This window comes from Psychrobacter sp. NZS113, assembly GCF_015864825.1.
Classification (GTDB): Bacteria; Pseudomonadota; Gammaproteobacteria; order Pseudomonadales; family Moraxellaceae; genus Psychrobacter.
Genome location: NZ_JADYWL010000001.1, coordinates 619,301 through 642,186, shown reverse-complemented (window position 1 = coordinate 642,186; position 22,886 = coordinate 619,301). Strand labels below are relative to the sequence as shown.

Here is a 22,886-nt window from a genome sequence, read left to right as displayed (position 1 = left end):
TAATCGCCAGTAATTTATCAGTATAACCCCGTAAAGTAAAAGCAAAACATCCCCATTCTAACAAACGAAAAAAGCGACACAGATGCGTCGCTTTTTGGTTATTATTTTGGCTGTATGTTATTTGCGCTACATTTGAGCATGTCCTCATTTCAAGAATTGAGGACATGCCCTAGGCTATGCAATACAAATACCTATCACGGCTTTATGACCACGCCAAATAAATGGAGTCACATAGCTTTGACGGTCTTTAGGTAAATAAGACACGCTAGGCGCACTTTCTACAATATGGGGTGGAGAAATAATAAACTCCGCACCAAACTCTGTACGAGCATTACCAGAGATGGTATTGGCCATTTCACCTAGCAAATCTTTCATCATCGCGATTGATGAGTCAGGCTCCTCCATCACTTTTAACACCTCTCGCAACATCACGCTTGGCGCACTCACATACACGCAGCCTTCGAGAGGGCCAGATATTTCAATCACACCGCTATAATCATAACCAATAGCACTTCTGTTATGATTTAAATAAGGGGTATCAATAGATACTTCTGAGCCATCAATTTGTGCAAAAAACGCATTGATTGAGCTAAGAAACACACCTAGTTTTTCTACTTTAACCATAATATATTAATATCCGTCTTTATTACGCGGCAGTGTCGTTAATCTTGCAAACAAACTACAATCTCGCCAACTTGTGAGTGCCAAGTGATGGGAATAATAAAGGAACGCTCATTGCTCGGCAATACAATACTTTGCGGAGATCCTTTAAACACAAGTGGTACAGAGATATGAAACTCTGAGCCAAACTCTTTGCGCGCATTACCTGCGATAGTATTGGCCACTTCGCCAGCCAAATCTATATAATTCTCATCGCTTTTGTCCGTTTCACCCATGCTATCTAATATAGAAGACAATAACTGACGGGTTGCTGAAAAATACACCACACCTTTTTGGCCGCCTGATATACCGATGACGCCCGTATAATCATGAACTTTTGGTTGTTTGTTCTCTAATAAATATGGGGTATCAGCGATAAGCTCATCGCCCCCAAACTGATTAAAATAGTTAGTAATAATACTTAGAAAAATCTGTAGCTTTTGTTCTTTCATAATAACATCTACTTAAGTCGTTAAAGGGTTTAGTCTTGCATCAATTCATACAAAGACTCGACAAGCTCTTCTTCGGAAAAAGGCTTGCACAAAAACCCACTGGCACCCAACGACAATGCTTCAATGCCGGTGGCTTTGTCAGACAGTGCTGACACTACCAAAATACGTACATCAGGATCAATCTCAATGATTTTTTCAATGCATTCGAGTCCATCCATTTGCGGCATGGTCAAGTCCATCGTGATCACATCAGGACGATGAATATTAAACTTCTCTATGGCTTGTACACCACTGGTCGCCGTAGCAACCAGCATAAACTGCCCTGAATCGTATGCGCGCTGAATACGATTTCTAATAATATTTGAATCATCAACAATCATTAACTTATGCATAACTGATCTATTACCTTTAATGAAGTGCTTGTCGTCCCTGACAATATAACCTGCTGTTTTTAATTAAGCTTTAGGCAACGTAATAACAAACCGTGTCATCTGACCCAGTTCACTATTCACATTAAGCTTACCATCGTAATCTTTTACTTTAGCTTTGATGATATCAAGACCGACACCGCGCCCGCCATCTTCATCTGCATCATCTTTGGTAGAAAACCCTGAAGAAAATAGCTGCTTAAGTAACTGACCTTTAGTCAACTTATTGGCGTCTTCAATACTAAAACGACCTTCTGTGCTCAATTTAGTACGAATGCTATCATAATCAATACCTTGACCATCATCTTGTACAATCAGCATGAAGTTCGAATCATTATTTTGTACTTCTAGATCAATGGTTCCTACTTCAGCCTTACCAGTTGAATGACGAACCGTTGGTGCTTCGATGCCATGCACCACAGCATTACGTAGTAGCTGAATACTCATTTCTTTGAATGGCTTTGCTATACGTTCTGGTATGTGTACTTGCGCCAGCGTATTACTCTTTATTTGCACTTGCTTACCTTGTCTTTCGGCAATATCTTTTACGAACGCTTCATAAAAAGACAAAAGACTATCATCTTCGTCACTATCTAGATCAATATCCTGACCGCCATCGAAATCTACACTATTGACTGAATCGTTTGATCTTGGCGTCTCAACCATGACTGTTTTTGGTATGCTATTTTTTGCAATATCATCACCTAATACGGGTGCTTCTTCTACAGGCTGTGACGTCTTCGGTGCTGAGCGGTTGATACGCTCACCTAACGTCGCGATGGTGTTCGATAAGCTCAACAAGTCATCTAAATGTACTGCCAATGGTAAGAAGTCATTACCAGAAAGCTGGCCTTGGTTCTGTAATGCGTGCAGTTTATCTTCCGCATCAGACGCAATCTTCGTAAAGCTGTGTAGTTTTAACGCAGATGCCTCACCTTTTAAGCTATGCATCTCGCGATAGATGGCTTTTAATTTTCCTTCAAGCTCGTATTGTGAGCTACCAGGGTTTTTCAAGATATTATTCATTTTGTCGATATGCATCTGAGTATTAACAATGAACTCATTAATAATCTTCGGATTCACATTCAAGATAGTGGTTAACATCTCAATTTGCATATCATTTTGTGAGCGCTCTTTCTCTAGACGCTGCTCTAGGTAAACCGCATCTGATACATCATTGACGTTGACCAGAATACGGGCAATGTCTTTATCGTCATATACACGTGAAAACTTAAAATCTAAGAAACGATTATTCTGTGCTTTACTTCCAGATGCATTATGCAACATCACCTTATGCAAAGGATTGAGAGAGTTCACCAGCTTTTCTTTGACTCGTGGATTATAAAGCTGCTCAATGAATTGCTGTGTGGTCTTCAAATCCTTATCAGAAATACGGCCACGTAAAACATTGGCAAAGTTTTCTCCTGATAAGTTATCAGAACCGATAATATCGTTTAGTGCGCGAGAATGCTGTTGACCAATATTTAAGTCTTTATCAAGCAAGAATAGACCTGTATTTACCGTTTGCATAATCTCTTGCGTTTCTTGGCGAGCGGCAAAAGCTTCCGCATCCGTCTCACGCAGACGACGTACAAAGAAGAAAACGAAAACTAGGAAGTAGGCAAAAATAGCCGCAACACCCAATAGCTGAACCAAACGAATTCTGTTTGCTTGACGTTCTGCACTATTAAACACGTCCTTAGTCAAGTTATCTAAAGAATCATTGATAAACAAACTTGATGTCTTCGCCTGCTCAACTGCTTGAGCTAGATCATCTTCGGAAGACACCATGATATTATCAGCATCTTTTAGGTATGTCTGAATCTTGGGCTCTAGTGCTTTCCATTGTTCATCAGCTGCAGCAATATTTACTTGTGCATTGCTATCAATATTTGGCAGGTCATAGCTCTTACCATCGGCATCAGTAATCGTTCCACCTTGCTCGATAGCAGACAAAGAGCCAGTAATCAAGGTAGTATTTTGCTCCAAACGGCTTAGCGCTCGCTGGATGTGTGGAGAGTTGGTATCCTCACCATAACTATGATCTAAATCAAAAAGATCTTTGATTACCGCCTGTGCACTATTTGCGACTTGGTTGGTTTGATCAATTAAGGCGGTGTTTCTTTCTAATAAACTTGAGGTATAAAAAGTAAAGGCTAGCAAAGCACCGATTAGAGATAAAAACAGTGCAATTGAAATAATTAGACCTTGATAGCGCTTGTTGTCAACATTCGAGATAGTTGCCATCTTTAGAGTTCCTTAGTTCAATTGCTTAGTGTTAGTGTCAGAGTCGCTCTTTTCAGCAGGTTCGGCTTCACCTAACCAACGATTCTCAATCTCTTTAAATGTTCCTTTTTCTTTAAGCTTGGCAATACCTTCGTTCACGGTCTTAATGAGCTTAGTATTTTCCTTTGCCATTAATATAACTTGCTGTGCTGAAGGCGCATTTGCAGCTTCATAAGGTACGATCGTAACTTTGTGCTCTGGATAACCTTTTGCGACATATTGTAAGACTGGCATGTCATATAAAAAAACATCAGTGTTGCCCTGTATCAAGTCTTGGTAAGCCAAAAATGCAGTAGATCTTGAAGCTAGCTCAACTGAGCTACCCATCTCTTTTAGCGTATCTTCTTCTTTAGATCCTTCTAACGTACCTGCCTTTAAGCCTTTGATATCGTCTAAACCTTTGATATCAAACTTACCCTCTAAGTACATAATAGTCGCCGGATTGAAGAAATAAGGCGTTGATAATCCATATCTGATTGCGCGATCATCTTTATAAGAGATACCTGAGATCGCTAGATCACGCTGTCCTGATTCGACACTATCGAACATATCTTGCCAAGTTTCTTTATAGAACTCGACTTTAAAGCCCTGCTCTTCTCCAATCGCTCTAATAGAATCAACATCAGTGCCTTGCATATTTCCATAATCATCTTGGAACGAGAAAGGTGGTAAATCACCAGTCATCGCCACCTTTAGTGTTGGCGCTGTATCAGGCAGATTACTAACAAAGTTATCCTTACTTTCCGTTACTGGCGCACCAGTAGAATTAGTATTTTCTTGAGTGGAAGAGTTACCACAGCCAAATAGGCCGACGCTCAATACAACTGGTAACACTCGATATAACTGCATCATAATCTACCCTTTACGCTTAACGTTGTTATACATTTCAGTGAAAAATAATTTAGCAAGGTTATACAATATATTCGTAATATTTCCTTACAGAAACTTACGTACTGATAATACTTATCTAAATTTATGATTGCAATAACTATGTTTAGCAATTGTTAATAATTTGTTATATATAACAAAATGTAAATATATTACAAATAAACTAATTAAACTTTCTCCTTGTCTAATTATAAATATTAAATATTTTTTGCTTGAGCAATAAAATAGACAAAAAAAGCACTGATATAGGATATCTATATCAGTGCTTTTTGAGATATAACGCAAAAAAGTTAAACTTTTAGCTTACTCAGCATCATCCAAGTTTAAGTTACGATCGATTTGCCAAATCAAGAAACAACCAAGACCCATTAATGCAAACATAGCAATACCAATTTTGAGGACTGGATTGACCGGAAATAGGTTTAATAACAATCCGCCAAAAATACCAACTGAAAACATTAGTGAGCCTTGCAGTGCACTCGCCATACCAGCACGGCGCTTTTGAAAAGCAAGTGCAATAGCAGAAGCATTTGGCTGAGTCAGACCTAATCCTGAAATACAGAAGAAAATACAGGCAAGTACCAATGGTAGCCAAGCGTCTGTACCCAAAAACAGTCCTACGACGAAAAGCACACCTGCAGAGATAACCTGCATCATCGCACCAAAGCGTAAAATACTTAGAATACGAAAGCGATTGGTCAACCATTGGTTTAGCTGAGTCAGGCCAACAAAGCCTGCTGCGTTCATGCCAAACAACCAACCAAAATGCGTTGCCGATACGCCATAAGTATCCATAATCAATTCAGAAGCTGAGCTGATGTAGACAAACATGGCTCCCATCAGCAAACCACCACCAATCGCTGGATAATTAAATGTTTTGTCTTTTAATAAGTCCCAGTACTGACTAAGCACTTCTTTTGCAGGGCGTACATTTCGATTTTCTTCAGTCAGTGTTTCAAAAAAGAAAAACTTAGTGAGTAGTAAATTCAGCGTGCCAAAAGCTGCCAAAAACCAAAAAATAGAGTGCCAGCTAAAAAACTGTAAAAATAATGCCCCTAGCGATGGTGCTAATATTGGCGCCAACCCCATCACCAAAATCATAATAGAAAATGCTTTTGCTGTTTGTTTGGCCGTCAGACGGTCACGAATCGCTGCACGAGTAACCACCGCTCCGACGCAAGCACCAAGTGCCTGCATCGTACGCCCAACGAATAATACATACTCATTATCAGTGGTCGCACAGACGATTGAGGCGATGACATATAACGTCATACCTATATATAATGGCTTTACTCGACCAACACGATCACTAAATGGTCCATAAAACAGCTGACCAAATACCAAACCCAAAAAATAGGCTGGGACAGAGTTGGCCATAAAGGCAGTGGAAACACCAAAGTCATTTGCCATTGACGGTAGTGCTGGCAGATACATATCGATAGACAGTGGCCCTACCGCGACGATAAGTCCGAGCATCATAATCCATGCCACGGGCAAATCAGCAGAGCGTACGCGCTCAGAAGCGATAGGTTTGTTCGGCAGGGAGGATTTTTGAGCAGACATATTTAGACCATTTTATATAGTAATTTTTATTTTATTATTCATACTTCCACTGTTTTAGCCCTTACTTAATACCGACAACAAAGGCCATTAACAACAATAGTGTATAGTTACATACAACTGTACAAACAGACAGTGCTATATCGCACCATCCGCTTGTATTTCAATAGTAGTATAACGTTAATAAAACAATCGCTAATCACTATAATCATTCCACTATAAAAGTGTTACTTCGTTAACCGCGCTTGACGTATTTAATATACATCTGCACTTGGTTACCTTATATGACTTTTAAATTGAATCGACTATACAATGAATGCCTAAAATATAAATGACGATTTGTTTGATAAAAACTCGATTAGCGGAACTGACGTTTGCCAAATGCAGTACTCGCTTGCTTGGCTTTTCTGAGCGCAAGTTTGCGGTTTTGACCAAGCATCATTTTGAGCTGCCATACTTTTTCTTTGTATAAGGTTGTCGCTGGCTGCTGATGCATGGCATTGATGATACGCTTACTGGCTAATACGGCATCAGGAGAGCGCTCTGCAAATTCAGCGGTAAGCTGCTGAGCCTGCTCAAGTGGTGTCTCGCTACAATGACTGACCAGCCCTAATGCCTTACCTTCATTAGCATCGATGATACGTGCACTCATGGCCAACTCTTTGAGCACATCCTCTCGCACCACGCCAAATGCTGATTGAGTCAAGCCCATATCTGGTACCAGGCCCCACTTAGCTTCCATAATAGACAGCTGACAATCAGGATGGCTGATGCGCACATCACAAGCCAGCGCCAATTGCAGCCCTGCACCAATACAATAGCCTTCTAATACGGCAATCACTGGTACAGGTACATCGCGCCAAGCAAGACAAACGCGTTGGAAAGAGCTCTGCCATGGTTTTATGAGTTCCCAAAATGCAAATGCTTTGTTTTTCGGATGGTTTAAGTCACCCAAATCGATACCTGCACAGAACGTGCCTTCTGCACCATTTAAAATAACCGCTCGTATTATTTTATCTTTGCTAATACGGTCTGCCAATGCTATCAATTCACTGACAACTTTGAAGCTCATGGCGTTTTTTTTGTGTGGGCGATTCAGAGTCACCGTTACTATATTATCAGTGATATCAACTTTTAAGGTCTCATATTGATCAGTTGCAATTGGGCTCATAACAATCCTTATTAATGAATAAAATATAGCGCTAATATTTTAATGTTCAACAGACCTCAATATTAACAGGCTTGTCTCTACCCTACCGCAGCAATAACTGACTGCTACGGTACTATATTCAATCCTCTATATATTAGATACGATAACAGTCTCGTTTAGTCTGCTACTTGTAGCACTTTCACTCGCCTTCCTTGTATCCAAATTATATTGAACCGACTATATATAAAAATAGTCATATAGAAAACGCTCAGGAACTATCACAAAGCCATTTATCGAAAAGCTACTTATCGAAAAGCTACTTATCAAAAAAACATAGACTTTATAACTAACAACCTATCTTATTATTTGATTAAATCATTTTCCACGTCATATCATTTTCACTTAAACGATGATAATTAAGCTGAGGATAACCAGATAAATCTAACATCTGCAAATTATTTAACGCTGTTATTAACGCCTCATAATATGGCTCAAGCATAGCAAACTGGGCAGGAGTCGTATGCTGTACATTTAATAAGCATTTATCTTCTAGGTCTTGACTGGCCTGACGTAACTGCGGTACCCCTGTATAACGACTGCCACCTAGTATGCGATGGGAAATTTGCGCCAGCATGTTACGATCCCCAGTTTCCCATGCCTGAGTTAATGCCTGCCTTTCATCATTTATGGTGTCAAGCATCATAATAATGAGCTTGGCGGCCAAATCAGGTTTATTCGCTGAGCGATTGAGCGCATCTTGCCAATCTAAAATGTCTGAAGTATCAATATCGTTAGCTCCTACATGACCATCACGTAGGCTATGGTTACCGAGATAATTACTGACGTCTAGATCCTTTCTGCTTTGTTCATATGCTACCGAATCTGTACGAGCGATTGCTTTTTCATGTGCGCTACCTGTCGGTTTGTTTGGTGCTGATAATAGCGGCATTTGTCCATGTTTATTTAGATGTAAACCCTCATAACGTGGCTGAGTTTCACGCTGTGGCTCTCGTCTATAGTCCTCACGAGGCTGACTATCACGCAGGTAGTCATCACGAATTTTCTTCAATGATAAAGGACGCGTAATCTTTTGCGGATTTATGCTATCAGATACGCCATCTCTAGTAATCTCATGACTTTTTGACATGGGACCAGTCATAACGGTCGAATCAGCAGGCCAAGTTGACTGGTTTTCAATCTCCCTATTTTGCCAATCACTAGATTGAGAGTTATTGCTTATCGAGTGAGCGATTACCGGATCGGTAACGCCCAAATCGTTTTCATTCAAACCAATACCTTGTAAATCAGTGTCAGGCAGCAGCATCGATTCTGATGTTGTTGTACGTCCAAGCCATTTCTGTAGCACTTGCAGTAACTGCGGTTGGCTAATGGGCTTGCCAACATAATCATTGATGCCGCTGGCGATGAGCTTGTCACGCTCGTCAGCTAGTCCATGTGCCGTCAGAGCAATGATAGGAATACGGTTATCATCACTCTCAATATTACGAATTTGGCGGGCCGCCTCATGCCCTGACATGCGCGGCATTTGAATATCCATAAAGATTAAATCAATACTGTCTTTATCTTGAGTAGCCCCTTTATCTTCAGTATTTGCTTCTTCATAAAGCGCACTGTTTGATTTTTTGTTCACCTCATCGCGAGCTTCTGCTTTAGATATCTGCGTTTTATTTGACAAGCTTTGCTTACCATTTTTCGATGATTTGGTATGTTTGGTTTGTTGCTTACTGATAATTTCTATGGCATCAAAACCACTACTCGCTGTCACCACCTGAATACCAAGCTCGCTCAACAAAGCATCTAGCACCAGTAAGTTAGGTAGATGATCGTCGACTGCCAGTACCGTCACTCCTTTCCAACGTGGCTCTTGCAGGTTTTTTGGAACACTGCGTTTCTGCGTATCTAGCATGGCATAGAGCTGTCTTTTATCTAACGGCTCATAAAGTATATTGGCATGATAGCGATTTAATAATGCTTGGTCAGCCGCCACTTGATAACCAAACACGGCAAGCTTGCCCTGATAATGTAGGCGAATTTGTTTTAGCAGCGCCATCATATCGTCTTGTGTATCATCATCTACGATGACCCAATCCCAATAATTGCCGCGTTCTTTTAATGATTCAAGCACGCCCGGTAATGAATTCGCTTGAGTAAGCGTAATCGGTAAATACTGTAAGCTGGCTTTGAGCACTTGGATAGACGCCGTATGATTGATCCACACCAACACATTAAACTCATCGGTCTCACTTGCCAACGGCGCCAACACTGGTAGTTCAATCGTCTGACCAGTAGCGGCTTCTAACACATCAACATGTGCTGGCATACGAAACCAAAACGTTGCGCCTTGATTAGCAATGTTTTCTTGCGCATTGTCATGAAAACCAATATCGCCGCCCATCAATCGTGTCAACTGCTTAGATATGACTAGACCCAATCCTGTACCGCCATATTGACGAGTGATGGATGGATCGCCTTGGCTAAAGCTCTGGAACAGCATTTTTTGATCTTCTAAAGAAATGCCTTTGCCACTGTCTTGTACGCTAATCATTAAGTAGTTGTCGCGGTGATCGTCCAAGCTGACGCGTACGACCACATCACCACTATCGGTGAACTTAATCGCATTACCCACGATATTGGTCAATACTTGCTTGAGACGTAAGGCATCGCCGTTGATACGCATTGGCACATCATTATAAAAGAGCACGGCCATGCGTAAGCCTTTCTCTGCTGAGACTGGCGAGAGCATATCAACTACATCATAGATGGTGTCATAGAGATCGAACTCATGACGATCGAGGACCAGTTTACCCGCTTCAATTTTGGAGAAATCCAAGACATCATTTACCAATGCAAGCAAATGCGCAGAAGACTTACGTATGGTTTGCACATATAGATCTTGCTCAGGGTTCAGCTCACCATGACGTGCCAGTAGATTGATAAAACCATCGATACTATTAAGAGGTGTACGCAACTCATGGCTGATATTGGCTAGAAATGCTGACTTGGCTTGACTGGTTGAGATGGCCGCGTCACGCGCATTACGAATAGAGATGTTTTGCATCTCCATCTCATCAAATGCTAGACGCAAATCGTCTTCGGTTTGTTCAGCATGGTCTTTAAGCTCCTGAAAGCTCATATGCAAGCGGCGTAACGTCCTGACCAAATCTTGCTGTAACAGATTCAGCTCACCATCTGACTCAACCGGAATAGGATAATACAGATTGTCGACATGGGTGCGCTGTAGCTGTAATCGCAGCTCGTAGATAGGTGCTATCCAGCGCTTTGAATAAATATTTAAGCTGAGCAACAGAATTAAAATAGTGAACAAACCTGTAATCACTAGCGCCATGGCAATACGATAACGCGCAATATACAGCGGCTCATTGTCCATATCGACGAGTAACCACAGTCTTTGCCCTTCGAACTCACCCAGCACACTGCCATAAGCCGTACCAATAGGCGTTAGCTCTTGCGATAAAAACTTTGCTTTGGTATCTATTGCAGGCCATGCTTCATTTAATCCATAGCCGACTGCTGCGAGTACTTGATTGTTTTCATCAATAATAGCGATACGCTGTACGTGCTGCTCGGACTGCATACGACCCAATTTATCTTGGATATCCTCAAGCTTTGTGATGACGGTTTGCGGCGTGTTGCCTACGTAAATTTCGCTAATATCTTGATTGCGCTCTTGCTCTAATAGCTCAGGAATGAGGTCTGCAATCACTGGTGTATAGCGAATCAGCACGGCCTCAGCCAAGACGCCTTGCTCTGAATTACTGGCGCGCATGGTTTCATAAAACACCAAAATACCGCCGACGGCTGCCAACACACAAATTGGCAAAAACACCAATATGATCAATTGGTCATACGCACTGCTAGTATCAAAACGTTTTTTGTATGCCATGCTGTCGTCACTCTCTATTGGGAATTTTGCTATGTATATGAATACGGTGTCGGTCTTGCTTAGTCTACTACTTATAGTACTTTTACTCGACTTTCTGGCATCTAAATTATATTGAACCGACTATATCAATAGCAGCGGCAAGCTATTTTGCCTAAGAATAAATTTTATAAATATCTCAGCTATTTTAACAGCATTTATAGGTGCCAATCTTATCATCGATGATATGGCTAATGATTGATGCCGCAACCGTCTTTTAGCTGTCTAGTCATTTTTAGACACCACTCATTTACCAAAATCTGTTGATGCCATCAGCGTAGCCAAAAACAAAATGATATAATGACGCAACTTTCTACTGGTTGCCATTTTTTTGTGATTGTCACAATACAATCAACCACGAAATCATTAGCTTACCTTGATAGGAACCGTATTAACATCTTGACTCAAAAACTAAAATTATATTTAAGAAATACATTATTATTCAAAAATCAATTTTAAAATTAATAAGGATACTCTATGTCCGCTCCGGCTATGTTAAAGGCTAACTATATTACTCAAGTGACGACACTTGCTGATTGCGTCGGTCAAACGCCGTTAGTTAAGTTGCAGCGCCTACCTGAGACAGAGCAACTAACCAATGGCGCTACGTTATTGGCCAAGCTTGAGGGTAATAACCCTGCTGGCTCTGTCAAAGACCGTCCTGCTTTTAACATGATTTATCAAGCAGAACAGCGTGGTGATATCAAGCCTGGTGACATGCTGATTGAAGCGACTAGCGGTAATACTGGCATTGCATTGGCTATGGTCGCGGCGATGCGTGGCTATCCAATAACACTACTGATGCCAACCAACTCAACCCAAGAACGTAAAGATGCAATGATTGCCTATGGCGCAACGTTAATCGAGGTTGATGAAGGGATAGAAGCGGCGCGTGATTTGGCACTGCAAATGCAAACAGCAGGTGAAGGCATTGTATTAGATCAGTTCAATAACCCTGATAATAGTCAGGCGCATTACCTCACTACAGGACCTGAACTGTGGGCGCAAACTGAGGGTAAAATCACGCATTTTATTAGCTCAATGGGCACCACTGGTACTATCACAGGTGTCTCACGATATCTGAAAGAACAAAATCCTGATATCAGAATCATCGGCTTGCAACCTGATGAAGAAGCTGCGATTGCAGGTATCCGTCGTTGGCCTGCCGCTTACATGCCTGGTATCTTCGATGCGGACTTAGTCGACGAAGTCATGGATATTAATCAGCGTGTCGCAGAGGTCTATATGCGCAAACTGGCCAAAACCGAAGGCATCTTCGCAGGTGTTTCTTCAGGGGCAGCAGCATGGGCAGCCGTACAGGTCGCTAAAGAAAATCCTGATGCTGTTATTGCCTTTATCGTATGCGATCGTGGTGATCGTTACTTATCGACGGGTTTGTACAATGTTGTTGACAGCGATGTGGATGATAGCAATGTCGATAACAGCCTAGAAGTTAAGTAACGAGCAGACAACACTGCTCAATATAGTTGGTTCAATTTAAGAGAGATTAATACTATCCCTCTTCTATAGTGGATTAACGACACGTTGATAAATAGTCAGGATTATCTATGTCACAAGCCCGACCTTCCGACCCTATACTGGTTTTTAATATCGAGACTGTCGCCGATACGGATGCGGCTCGCCGTATCTATCCGCAGTTGGCTGAGCTCAATGATGCAGATACGCTAAGTGCTTTGACAGCTCTTCGTATGCAAGAAGCTGGTCACGACTTTATGCGCCTGCCACTACAGCGTATTGTCTGTATTTCTGCTTTATATATTAAAGATGGCAATTTCTCCTTATTTTCGTTGACCGCAGATAAATTCAGCGAAGAAGAGATTCTCACTAAATTCTTTCGAGCATTTAGTGATCTTAAAAAACTGCCGCAACTGATCAGTTGGAACGGTTCAGGTTTTGATATCCCTGTACTGATATATCGTGCCATGCAGTATGACTTGTCAGCACCATGGTTATTTGAAGAAGGCGATCGTATCAAAAACATGCGCTTTGATAATTACACTAACCGCTTTCACACTCGTCATCTTGATTTGATGGATAGGTTCAGTCAGTACGGTGCTAGCCATCGCGAAGCCATGGATATCGTCGCAAGCCTTTATGGCCTACCCGGCAAAACTGATATTGATGGCAGCATGGTTGGTGACCTGGTCACTAATGGGGATTGGCAAGCGCTATCTACCTATTGCGAGTCTGACGTCATGAATACGTGGCTCATCTATCTGCGCTGGTTGCGTTTAACAGGGCAATTATCCTCACAAGACTTTGATACTTGGCAGCAGCAGAGCTATGATTATTTAGTACAATATGCCCCAGCAGATGGCATCATACGTCATCAAGCTTTCATATCAAATTGGTCATCTGCACCCATATCATAAAAATACCGCATTCTAAGCAGTCGCTTTTACTATTATTTCTTTGTTATTTATCATTTATTATTAAGGCAGGTTTATGCAACCCACCGATTCAAAAACGTCTATAGCATCTGACGCAGCGCCACAAACTAACGATAGACAAACCATCGTCGTCCCACCAAATAAGAAAAAATCTAAGCCATCATCAAAAACACGTCGTCGCCTAAAAGATGCAGAACCGATTCCTTTTACCATCGATAGATTGTCGCATGATGGTCGCGGTGTTGCCATCTATGGCAATGGTTTTGGGGTTGATGATGGTCATGCTGAAGACAAGCATGGCAAAACAACCTTTGTTAGTTTTGCGCTACCAGGTGAAAGCGCATTGGTCAAAATAACCAATAGCCGTGCCAGTTTTGAGGAAGGCGATGCAATCAGCATCACTGCCAACCCAAATCCTGAACGTGCCGTACCACCGTGTCCACATTTTGGCGTCTGTGGTGGCTGTAACTTGCAGCATTGGCAGCCAGAAAAACAAATCAACTTTAAGCAATCTGTACTGGCTGAAATGCTCATGCACCAAGCCAATGTAGAGCCTGATAACTGGCTTGCACCAATCGTTGGTGATCGACTCGGCTATCGTACCAAAGCACGTCTAGGTGTGCGTTATGTCACCAAAAAAGAAACAGCTTTGGTTGGCTTCCGTGAGCGCTCAAGTAACTTTTTAGCGGAGTTAAATGAGTGTCATATTTTAGACCCACGAATTGGGTTTGAGATTGAAAACTTAAAAGCATTGATCAGCACGTTAGAGAGTCGTAACAAAATTGCTCAGCTTGAATTGGCCATGGGTGAGCAGATACCTGAGTTACCAGATGGTAATCAGCCAGTTGCCCTTATCGTGCGAAACTTAGAGCCATTATCAGACGGTGATGTAGATAAATTAAAAGTATTTTTTGCGGCACGTAATTGGCAACTATACCTTCAGTCTAAAGGGGCTGATAGTATCCAACGCATTGCATTAACAGATGCTGATGACATGAGCCAACAGTTTGGCCGTCTGTATTACCAACTGCCAGAGTATGATCTGACGTTTGAATTTATCCCGACTGATTTTACTCAAGTTAACTTATCTGTGAATCGTCAAATGACCAAGCTCGCTTGCGATTTATTAGACCTAAAAGCAGGTGAACGCGTACTGGATTTATTTAGTGGCTTGGGTAACTTTAGCTTACCGCTAGCGCGACTCGTCGGCGAGACAGGTTCAGTGGTTGGCGTGGAAGGAAGCGAAGCCATGACCGCACGCGCAGCAGATAACGCACGTCGCAATGGCATCAATAATACTGAGTTTTATAGCCAAGATTTGACACATGATTGCACTGATAAACCTTGGGCCAACCAAGGGTTTGATGCGCTACTAATTGATCCACCGCGCTCTGGTGCTTGGGAGATTATGCAGTATTTGCCTAAATTTAATGCTGAGCGAATCGTTTACGTTTCTTGTAATCCTGCGACCCTTGCCCGTGATACCAAAGCGCTGTTAGAACAAGGCTATCGTCTGACACATGCTGGCGTGATGGATATGTTCTGCCATACTGGTCATGTTGAATCAATCGCTCGCTTTGAAAAAGTAGCCATTTAATCTTCTCTTTGTTAATCGAGCTATTTACCTTGATTAACAACAGACATTACATAGCCTTGCTTGATTTGTCATCTTAAAATGGGATAATAGTAAACAACTTTTCTATGTCTAGAAAATCAGAACTTAGTGAACGTCAATACTCATAGCTTTATATATTTTACACGCATTTTCTAGCTGCTAAAAATCGCTTTTTAGCAGCTACATTGGTTTATATCTGCCACTTTATGAAATACGAATTTGAAGTGTGTGTATAGTAGACGAGGTTATACTCAATTCAAAATAGCTAAGAGGAGCCGGCTATGGTAAAAATTCGTGAAGGATTACCGCTAGTGGATGGACAGACCACACAAGCCGATAGTGCAACGCTTGCAGCCCAACTGGTTGCGAGCCAACGCTCTCATCAGTCTGCCAATAGCTATGCCCAAATCCCGCTCGATATCAAATACCAGCTAGCAACTCATAAGCTACACACCACTTTTGATCGCTCGGCCTTACATGCTTTTCACAGCCATGATCCAAAGCTTGAGAACGAGTATTCTGATAACCCGCTGTTAGATGAAAACAATACGCTCTCTGAAGAAGAGCTTGAAGCTATTGACTTAGATCAGGTGAATATCGACGTTCCCACTTGGCTGGACAATGTAGCCAAACGTATTGGTCAAGACTCTGTCCCTAACCTGCACGCCGCTTGTGAATTTATTCGCAATCATATGAATACTAGCGAGTCTGAACGCTCGGGCGCTTATGTCACTGGTATTGGTATGACGGATATATTGACCTACCTCTATCAGGATGAAGATGCTCTTGTGGCTGCAATGCTCTATCGTAGTGCGCGTAAATCTATCATTAGCCTCGCTGAGATAGAAAAAAACTTTGGCTCTGATATATCTACCTTAGTCAAAGATGCCTTGGCAATGGGTAAGCTATCTGAAATTATCGAGAGCAATAAACGCTTAGAAGATCACTTCGTCAATAACCAGCGTGATCAACTATCCAATATTTATAGCATGCTCATCTCTGTCACCAATGATGTACGCGTCGTACTGATTAAGCTGTCTGAGCGTACATTTGCCATGCGTGAGCTGACTTTTTCTAGTGTAGATAGACAAAGTCGTGTGGCACGTGAAGTTATGACCATCTATGCTCCATTGGCGCATCGACTGGGTATCGCACAACTAAAATGGGAACTTGAGGATTTAGCTTTTCGTTATCTTGCGCCTGATCGCTACAAAGAAATTGCTAAGCTACTATCCGAAAAGCGCAGCGAACGTGAATCCTATATTCAGCGCGTGCAAAACAAACTTAATGAAGCATTAGCAGAAGCCAATATTGAAGGTGAGGTTTCTGGACGTGTCAAACATATCTATTCGATTTACCGAAAAATGAAGCTCAAAGGCTTATCATTTGATCAGCTTTATGATATTCGTGCATTGCGGGTATTGGTCACCAACCCTTCAGATTGTTACCACGTCCTAGGATTGGTACATGGCTTATGGCGTTATATTCCTGAACAGTTTGATGACTATATCACCAATCCAAAATCTAACGGGTATCGCTCGCTACACACTGCTGTGATTGCTAAGAATAAATCTCTCGAAGTACAAATTCGTACACATGAGATGCATTTTGAAGCAGAGCTTGGCATGTGTGCGCACGTCAACTACAAAGAAGGTCTGAAGAATAAAAAGGATAATTACCTTAATCAAAGAATCAGCTCTCTGCGTCAGCTCTTATCTATTAATAATGAAACGCGTAATCAGCTACGGTCACCCTCATTAACAGGTGAAGAGCTCGATGAGATAGAGCTAGATGAAGAAGAGCAACTCGTTGATTTTGATGAGCTCGAACGTATTTATATCTTTAGCCGTGATGGTGATATTACTGAATTACCAAAAGGTGCGACCGTTCTTGATTTTGCTTACTACGTGCATACTCAAGTTGGCAATCGTGCGCAAGCTGCTCGAGTCAATCAACGCTATGTGCCGCTCACCTATCAGCTCAAAACGGGTGAGCAAGTTGAAATTATCACTAAGGCATCACGTGAACCTAATCGCGATTGGCTAGTTGCCTCACTTGGTTATATTCACACCAACCGCGCCCGCTCAAAATTAAGACAGTGGTTTAACAAACAAGACCGTGATAAAAATATTGAGATTGGTCGTCAAATGCTCAGCAAAGAGCTTGAACGACTATCGGTACATCCAAACAGTATTGATTTAAACGATTACCTTCAGCATTTCAATGCCAATACTACCGACGATATTATCGTTGGACTGGTCACTGGTGATATCGGTTTAAATCAGTTAACCAGTCACATCTCTCGACAGCTACATCTAGAGCCTGAAAGACCTCCTGAAGATTTTATACCTAGCGTAGATAATAGAGATACTGGCAAAATTGATGCCTATAAAATTCATATTGATGGTTTGGATAATATTGAGGTCAATTTAGCAGGTTGCTGTCACCCTGTACATGGTGAGCCAATTGCGGGCTACATCACTTTGTCACGCGGTGTTAGTGTTCATAATCGTGGCTGCCCTGAGTATTCGCGTCTAATCGAGCGAGACCCTGAGCGTGCGATAGAAGCTGCTTGGCGAGTACAGTCTGGTCGTTATCAACCCGTTGATATCCATGTAGAGGCTTATGATAGACGAGGGCTATTGCGTGACTTGACACAAATTATTGATAAAGAAAATGTCAATATCCGTCAGGTTCAAACGCTTAGCAATGACGATAATATTGCCTTTTTGAAGTTTCATATCGAAGTTTCGGGACTGGCTCATTTGTCTAAATTGCTAGCTAAGTTAGAGCAACAGCATGGTATCTTGCATGCTCGTCGCGCCGTTGTTTAAATACAAGCCTGGCTATAAATATTCACTTAATCATAAAGTTGTTATAGAAATATCATGCCTGAATTACCTGAAGTAGAAACAACCAAAACTAGCCTAGCGCCATTACTAGGTCAACAGGTTATCGATGTAAAAATATTCCAGCCGAAGCTACGCTGGGCGATGCCAGATGACTTAGATATCTTGGTTGATTTCACATTAGCTAGTGTCGAGCGCCGAGCAAAGTATTTAATACTGAACTTTTTACCTGCGTCATCTAATGATAGTAACGCTATGGCGCAATCTGATAAGTTAGCACCTCAGCAGCTATTGATTCATTTAGGCATGTCAGGTAGCTTACAGCAGCACAGTTATGGCACGGATAAACGCAAGCACGACCATTTAGTAATAGTCTTCAATAATGCTGATAATACCAAATCCCAGCTACACTATTATGACCCAAGACGATTTGGCTCGGTATTGTGGTATCAAGATTATAGTGCCAAGCTATTGGACCACCTAGGTCCTGAACCGCTTTCAGATGTATTTACTGCGGACTATCTATACCACTTGATTCAACGTACAAGCGTATCTGGTGAAAATTCTGAGGCAACTGTCGCAAATAAAGCTAAATCAAAAAAGCAACCTATCTCTCGCCCTATCAAGTCAGTTATTATGGAACAGCAGGTAGTGGTAGGTGTAGGGAACATCTATGCCGCAGAAAGCTTGTATTTATCAGGCATTCATCCGGCCACACCTTCTCATAAATTATCGTACGATCAAATTGTCATTTTAGTTGATCATATTAAAGTTATTCTAAAAAAGGCAATAGCACTAGGTGGTTCGACACTACGAGATTTTACCGTTGCTAGTGGTCAAACAGGTTACTTTCAGCAGACATTAAACGTTTATGGCAGACAAGGTGAAGCGTGTCCACATTGTCAGACAACGCTTGAGAATATCAAGCTTAATGGCCGAGCCAGTGTATTTTGCCCTAGTTGTCAACCAATAGGCTAACCATAATTTTCAGTATTTTTACTTACCCCTTTCGATCTATAATCAACAGCGTAGTAATTTCATCTTAATGGTTTATATTTTTTCATTCAAACCGGTATATCATGCGCATTTTTGTTGCTTATTAGCCCACATCTTGCTTTAATAGTAATAACACTTACATAAATAGTGCATACGGTTTATTTATCTGTAATATTTAGCTTACCTATCGCTGCCAAGATATTTTTTTTAGAAATATCAGTAGCCACTAATCATACCAATTGTGAATTTTAGGATATCGTTATGACTGTTAAAGCCAAGAAACAACGCACAGTTAAGCAAAAAGCTTTTACTGTTGCTACCAGCTTAAGTCTGTTGGTCGCTAGCATGCAGCCAGCCTTGGCCGCAATAGAGATTGATGAGAATGACTTTGGACCTTCCTACGGAACTATGGTGGCCGATGTTACTGTAGGTAAGCCTCTACAACTGATAGGTGCCGTTGCTGGTACTGCACTCTACCTGGTTAGCCTACCTTTCTCACTAATCGGTGGCAACGCAGATCAGGCGCAGCAGAAGCTATTTGTAGAGCCTTGGGACGCAATGGGTCGTTGCTTAGGTTGCTCTGTTGCTGAAGACAACTATTACAAGTCACAAGCAAATGATAACAACCTCGTACGTATCGTCGTCGACCAACCATCAGAGATTTTGATTAATACAAACGACTATGTAATTGTTAATCCATAAACAGTTATTCTCAAACATTTTTAACCATATATAGACGCTACAGATAATGTGTTTGTAAATGGACAATAAAAAAGGCTAACGCAACGTTAGCCTTTTTTTGTTTTAACTACCCTATTAATGACTTTATTTTGAGATATCGGCATTACTTAACTTGGCACTAATTTCACGAAGTAATAGCACTTCTTCTGAAGGCTCTACAATCTCTTCTATCACCTCCTCTACTTCTTGAGCACGGCGCATTTTATTTACCGTTCTAACCATCATAAAGATAATAAACGCTAAAATTAGGAAGTTAATAAGCACCGTAATGAAGTTACCGTATGCTAATACTGGAACACCCGCTTCTTTGAGTGCATCATAGGTCATCGCAATACCTTCAGGTGCGTCCCCTAATACTAAGAACATGTTTTTGAAGTCAATTTCGCCACCGAATATAAAGGCGACGATAGGCATGATAATGTCTGCCACGAGAGAAGTTGTGATGGTTGCGAAAGCACCACCAATGATGACGCCAACTGCTAGGTCCATCACATTACCTTTTAACGCAAACTCTTTAAACTCCGATACCATACTCATTGTTTTCTCCTAAAAATTTATTTACCAATAGACCACTGTCTAAAAATTACTTCAACTTTAGCTTTTATAACAAAAAATGAATACTTTGCTACTGTTTGTTATTCTGTCTCTATTTTTGCAAAATTACAACACAAAAAAAAGCAGTATAAAGTGAAGCACTAATCGCTCACCTTATACTGCTAATCTTTTAACTGCTTCAATGCCAGAAAATTTTTACTAACATTGAGTTTCAGTGTCAAACATCAATGATATGAATTACTGAATAACTCACTTATTGATATTAAGCACCTTTTTTACCACGACCGTGACGCTTACGCTCACTTTCAGTCAGATAGCGCTTACGGATACGAATCGCTTTAGGTGTCACTTCAACCAATTCATCATCTTGAATGAATTCAAGTGCTTGCTCAAGCGTAAACTTAACCGCTGGTGTCAACGTCAATGCTTCATCAGTACCACTAGCACGTACGTTGGTTAGCTGTTTACCAGTTGTTGGGTTAACTGTCATATCATCGTTACGAGAGTTCAGACCGACAATCATACCTTCATATACTTCAAGCTGTGGCTCAGCAAATAACTTACCACGTTTTTGAAGGTTAAATAGTGCGAAGCCTAGGCAAACACCTTTGGTCATAGAAACCAATACACCGTTAGAGCGACCACCAACATCACCGATCTTTTGCGGACCATAATGTGAGAAGCTAGAAGTCATGATACCGCTACCTGAAGTCAGTGTTAAGAACTCAGAACGGAAACCAATCAAACCACGAGCAGGCATAGTCGCTTCAATACGCATACGACCTTTACCATCAAGTTCCATGTTAGTCATCTCGCCTTTGCGTAGACCAACTTGCTCCATGATAGAACCTTGATGTTCGTCTTCAATATCGAACACAACGTTTTCATACGGCTCTTGTAGTTTACCATCAACTTCTTTAACGATAACTTCTGGGCCTGAAACACCCATCTCAAAACCTTCACGGCGCATGTTTTCGATAAGTACGGATAAGTGAAGCTCACCGCGACCTGATACTTTAAATTTATCAGGAGACTCTGTGTCTTCTACACGTAGTGCTACGTTATGAATCAATTCACGCTCAAGACGCTCACGAATATTACGTGACGTCACAAACTTACCATCACGACCAGCGAACGGTGAGTTGTTTACTTGAAAGTTCATTGATACGGTAGGTTCATCTACAGTTAGTGCTGGTAATGCTTCAACATTAGCTGGATCACAAATCGTATCTGAGATATTAAGTGCATCAATACCAGTGATGCAAACGATATCACCAGCCTGTGCATCTTCAACATCAATACGATCAAGACCATGATAGCCCATGATTTTTAGAATACGACCATTACGCGTGTTGCCATGCTTGTCAATGACAGTTACTTGCGTGTTAAGTTTAACTTTACCACGCTGGATACGACCAATACCGATAACACCAACAAAGCTATTGAAGTCAAGGCTTGAGATTTGCATGCGGAATGGTGCATCTGCATCAACCTGTGGAGCCTGTACAACATCAACGATAGTCTTAAACAGTGGCGTCATATCATCAGCTAAATTATCAGCTTCTAAACCTGCAACACCGTTCAATGCTGATGCATAAACAACTGGGAAATCAAGCTGCTCGTCAGTTGCACCTAGGTTATCAAACAAATCAAAGATTTGATCCATGACCCAATCAGGACGCGAACCAGGACGGTCAATTTTATTGATAACAACAATAGGCTTTAGCCCTTGTTCGAATGCTTTTTGCGTTACAAAACGAGTCTGAGGCATTGGACCATCAACAGCGTCAACAACTAGCAATACGCAGTCAACCATTGACATAACACGCTCAACTTCACCACCGAAATCGGCGTGACCTGGAGTATCAACGATGTTGATACGATATTCTGTATCTACAGTTTGATCTGTCCAGCGAATAGCTGTGTTTTTAGCCAAAATAGTAATACCACGTTCTTGCTCAATATCGCCTGAATCCATTGCACGTTCAGCAATGTTTGCACGGTCGCCAAAAGTACCAGACTGATGTAATAACTTATCAACCAAAGTTGTTTTACCGTGGTCAACGTGGGCAATAATTGCAATGTTACGCAGGTGTTTGATATCGTTCGCCATATAAAATGCTCGTTTCGTCTTAAAAAAATGCAGTAGCAATAAGCGCCACCGGATAAACATTTATCATCAACCAGATAGATATTGAATACTTACTTTTAGACGACTGCACAATAAGTGCTGTTAATCAAATAATTTCAATATAATCAAGAATCTACACTGATAAATTCATCATACAGATAGCTATGCTAATGTACATTCTGTCAATTTACAGAATGTTTGGG

The 22,886-nt window shown here is 41.3% G+C and carries 16 protein-coding genes; 6 read left to right on the top strand and 10 right to left on the bottom strand.

Going from position 1 to position 22,886, the window contains the following annotated elements; translation table 11 throughout:
• Positions 1–174: 174 nt before the first annotated feature.
• From I6E61_RS02690 to I6E61_RS02655, 8 genes are all read right to left on the bottom strand, one after another.
• Entirely contained in the window at positions 175–624 is a 450-nt protein-coding gene (locus tag I6E61_RS02690) for a chemotaxis protein CheX (protein ID WP_197129298.1), read from the bottom strand.
• Between the two features lie 38 nt (positions 625–662).
• On the bottom strand, positions 663–1,112 hold the full coding sequence (locus I6E61_RS02685) for a chemotaxis protein CheX (RefSeq protein ID WP_197129296.1): 450 nt from the start codon (positions 1,110–1,112) through the stop codon (positions 663–665).
• Between the two features lie 29 nt (positions 1,113–1,141).
• The gene (locus tag I6E61_RS02680; RefSeq protein ID WP_194195899.1) at positions 1,142–1,504 is read right to left on the bottom strand and encodes a response regulator; all 363 of its coding nucleotides are present in this window, start codon (positions 1,502–1,504) and stop codon (positions 1,142–1,144) included.
• 63 nt (positions 1,505–1,567) lie between these two features.
• Positions 1,568–3,787: an ATP-binding protein gene (locus tag I6E61_RS02675; RefSeq protein ID WP_197129293.1), complete on the bottom strand. Its 2,220-nt coding sequence runs from the start codon at positions 3,785–3,787 to the stop codon at positions 1,568–1,570.
• Positions 3,788–3,799: 12 nt separating this feature from the next.
• Positions 3,800–4,678, bottom strand: coding sequence for a transporter substrate-binding domain-containing protein (locus tag I6E61_RS02670; RefSeq protein WP_197129290.1), 879 nt, complete (start codon positions 4,676–4,678; stop codon positions 3,800–3,802).
• Positions 4,679–5,017: 339 nt separating this feature from the next.
• On the bottom strand, positions 5,018–6,277 hold the full coding sequence (locus I6E61_RS02665; protein WP_197129287.1) for a multidrug effflux MFS transporter: 1,260 nt from the start codon (positions 6,275–6,277) through the stop codon (positions 5,018–5,020).
• Positions 6,278–6,632: 355 nt separating this feature from the next.
• Positions 6,633–7,445 carry a crotonase/enoyl-CoA hydratase family protein gene (locus tag I6E61_RS02660; RefSeq protein ID WP_197129284.1) on the bottom strand — a complete coding sequence of 271 codons (813 nt, stop codon included), beginning with the start codon at positions 7,443–7,445 and terminating at the stop codon, positions 6,633–6,635.
• Between the two features lie 349 nt (positions 7,446–7,794).
• Complete coding sequence (locus I6E61_RS02655; protein WP_197129281.1) at positions 7,795–11,349, bottom strand: hybrid sensor histidine kinase/response regulator; 3,555 nt, start codon at positions 11,347–11,349, stop codon at positions 7,795–7,797.
• Positions 11,350–11,877: 528 nt separating this feature from the next.
• On the opposite strand from I6E61_RS02655, the gene cysM reads away from it, so the two are divergent.
• From cysM to I6E61_RS02625, 6 genes are all read left to right on the top strand, one after another.
• The gene (gene cysM / locus I6E61_RS02650; RefSeq protein ID WP_197129495.1) at positions 11,878–12,846 is read left to right on the top strand and encodes a cysteine synthase CysM; all 969 of its coding nucleotides are present in this window, start codon (positions 11,878–11,880) and stop codon (positions 12,844–12,846) included.
• 107 nt (positions 12,847–12,953) lie between these two features.
• The gene (locus tag I6E61_RS02645; protein WP_197129279.1) at positions 12,954–13,778 is read left to right on the top strand and encodes a 3'-5' exonuclease; all 825 of its coding nucleotides are present in this window, start codon (positions 12,954–12,956) and stop codon (positions 13,776–13,778) included.
• A gap of 73 nt (positions 13,779–13,851) precedes the next feature.
• Entirely contained in the window at positions 13,852–15,393 is a 1,542-nt protein-coding gene (gene rlmD, locus I6E61_RS02640; RefSeq protein WP_197129277.1) for a 23S rRNA (uracil(1939)-C(5))-methyltransferase RlmD, read from the top strand.
• A gap of 299 nt (positions 15,394–15,692) precedes the next feature.
• On the top strand, positions 15,693–18,245 hold the full coding sequence (locus I6E61_RS02635) for a bifunctional (p)ppGpp synthetase/guanosine-3',5'-bis(diphosphate) 3'-pyrophosphohydrolase (protein ID WP_197129260.1): 2,553 nt from the start codon (positions 15,693–15,695) through the stop codon (positions 18,243–18,245).
• A gap of 54 nt (positions 18,246–18,299) precedes the next feature.
• Positions 18,300–19,238 (top strand): bifunctional DNA-formamidopyrimidine glycosylase/DNA-(apurinic or apyrimidinic site) lyase, encoded by a 939-nt coding sequence (mutM, locus tag I6E61_RS02630; RefSeq protein ID WP_197129258.1) that lies wholly within the window; start codon positions 18,300–18,302, stop codon positions 19,236–19,238.
• A gap of 279 nt (positions 19,239–19,517) precedes the next feature.
• Positions 19,518–19,958, top strand: a complete 441-nt coding sequence (locus I6E61_RS02625; RefSeq protein ID WP_197129255.1) for a hypothetical protein — start codon at positions 19,518–19,520, stop codon at positions 19,956–19,958.
• A 123-nt stretch (positions 19,959–20,081) separates the two neighbouring features.
• Here I6E61_RS02625 and mscL read toward each other — a convergent pair whose 3' ends face one another.
• Both mscL and typA read right to left on the bottom strand, forming a co-directional pair.
• Positions 20,082–20,534, bottom strand: coding sequence for a large conductance mechanosensitive channel protein MscL (gene mscL, locus I6E61_RS02620; protein WP_197129252.1), 453 nt, complete (start codon positions 20,532–20,534; stop codon positions 20,082–20,084).
• 280 nt (positions 20,535–20,814) lie between these two features.
• Positions 20,815–22,665 carry a translational GTPase TypA gene (gene typA / locus I6E61_RS02615; RefSeq protein WP_197129249.1) on the bottom strand — a complete coding sequence of 617 codons (1,851 nt, stop codon included), beginning with the start codon at positions 22,663–22,665 and terminating at the stop codon, positions 20,815–20,817.
• Positions 22,666–22,886 lie beyond the last annotated feature (221 nt).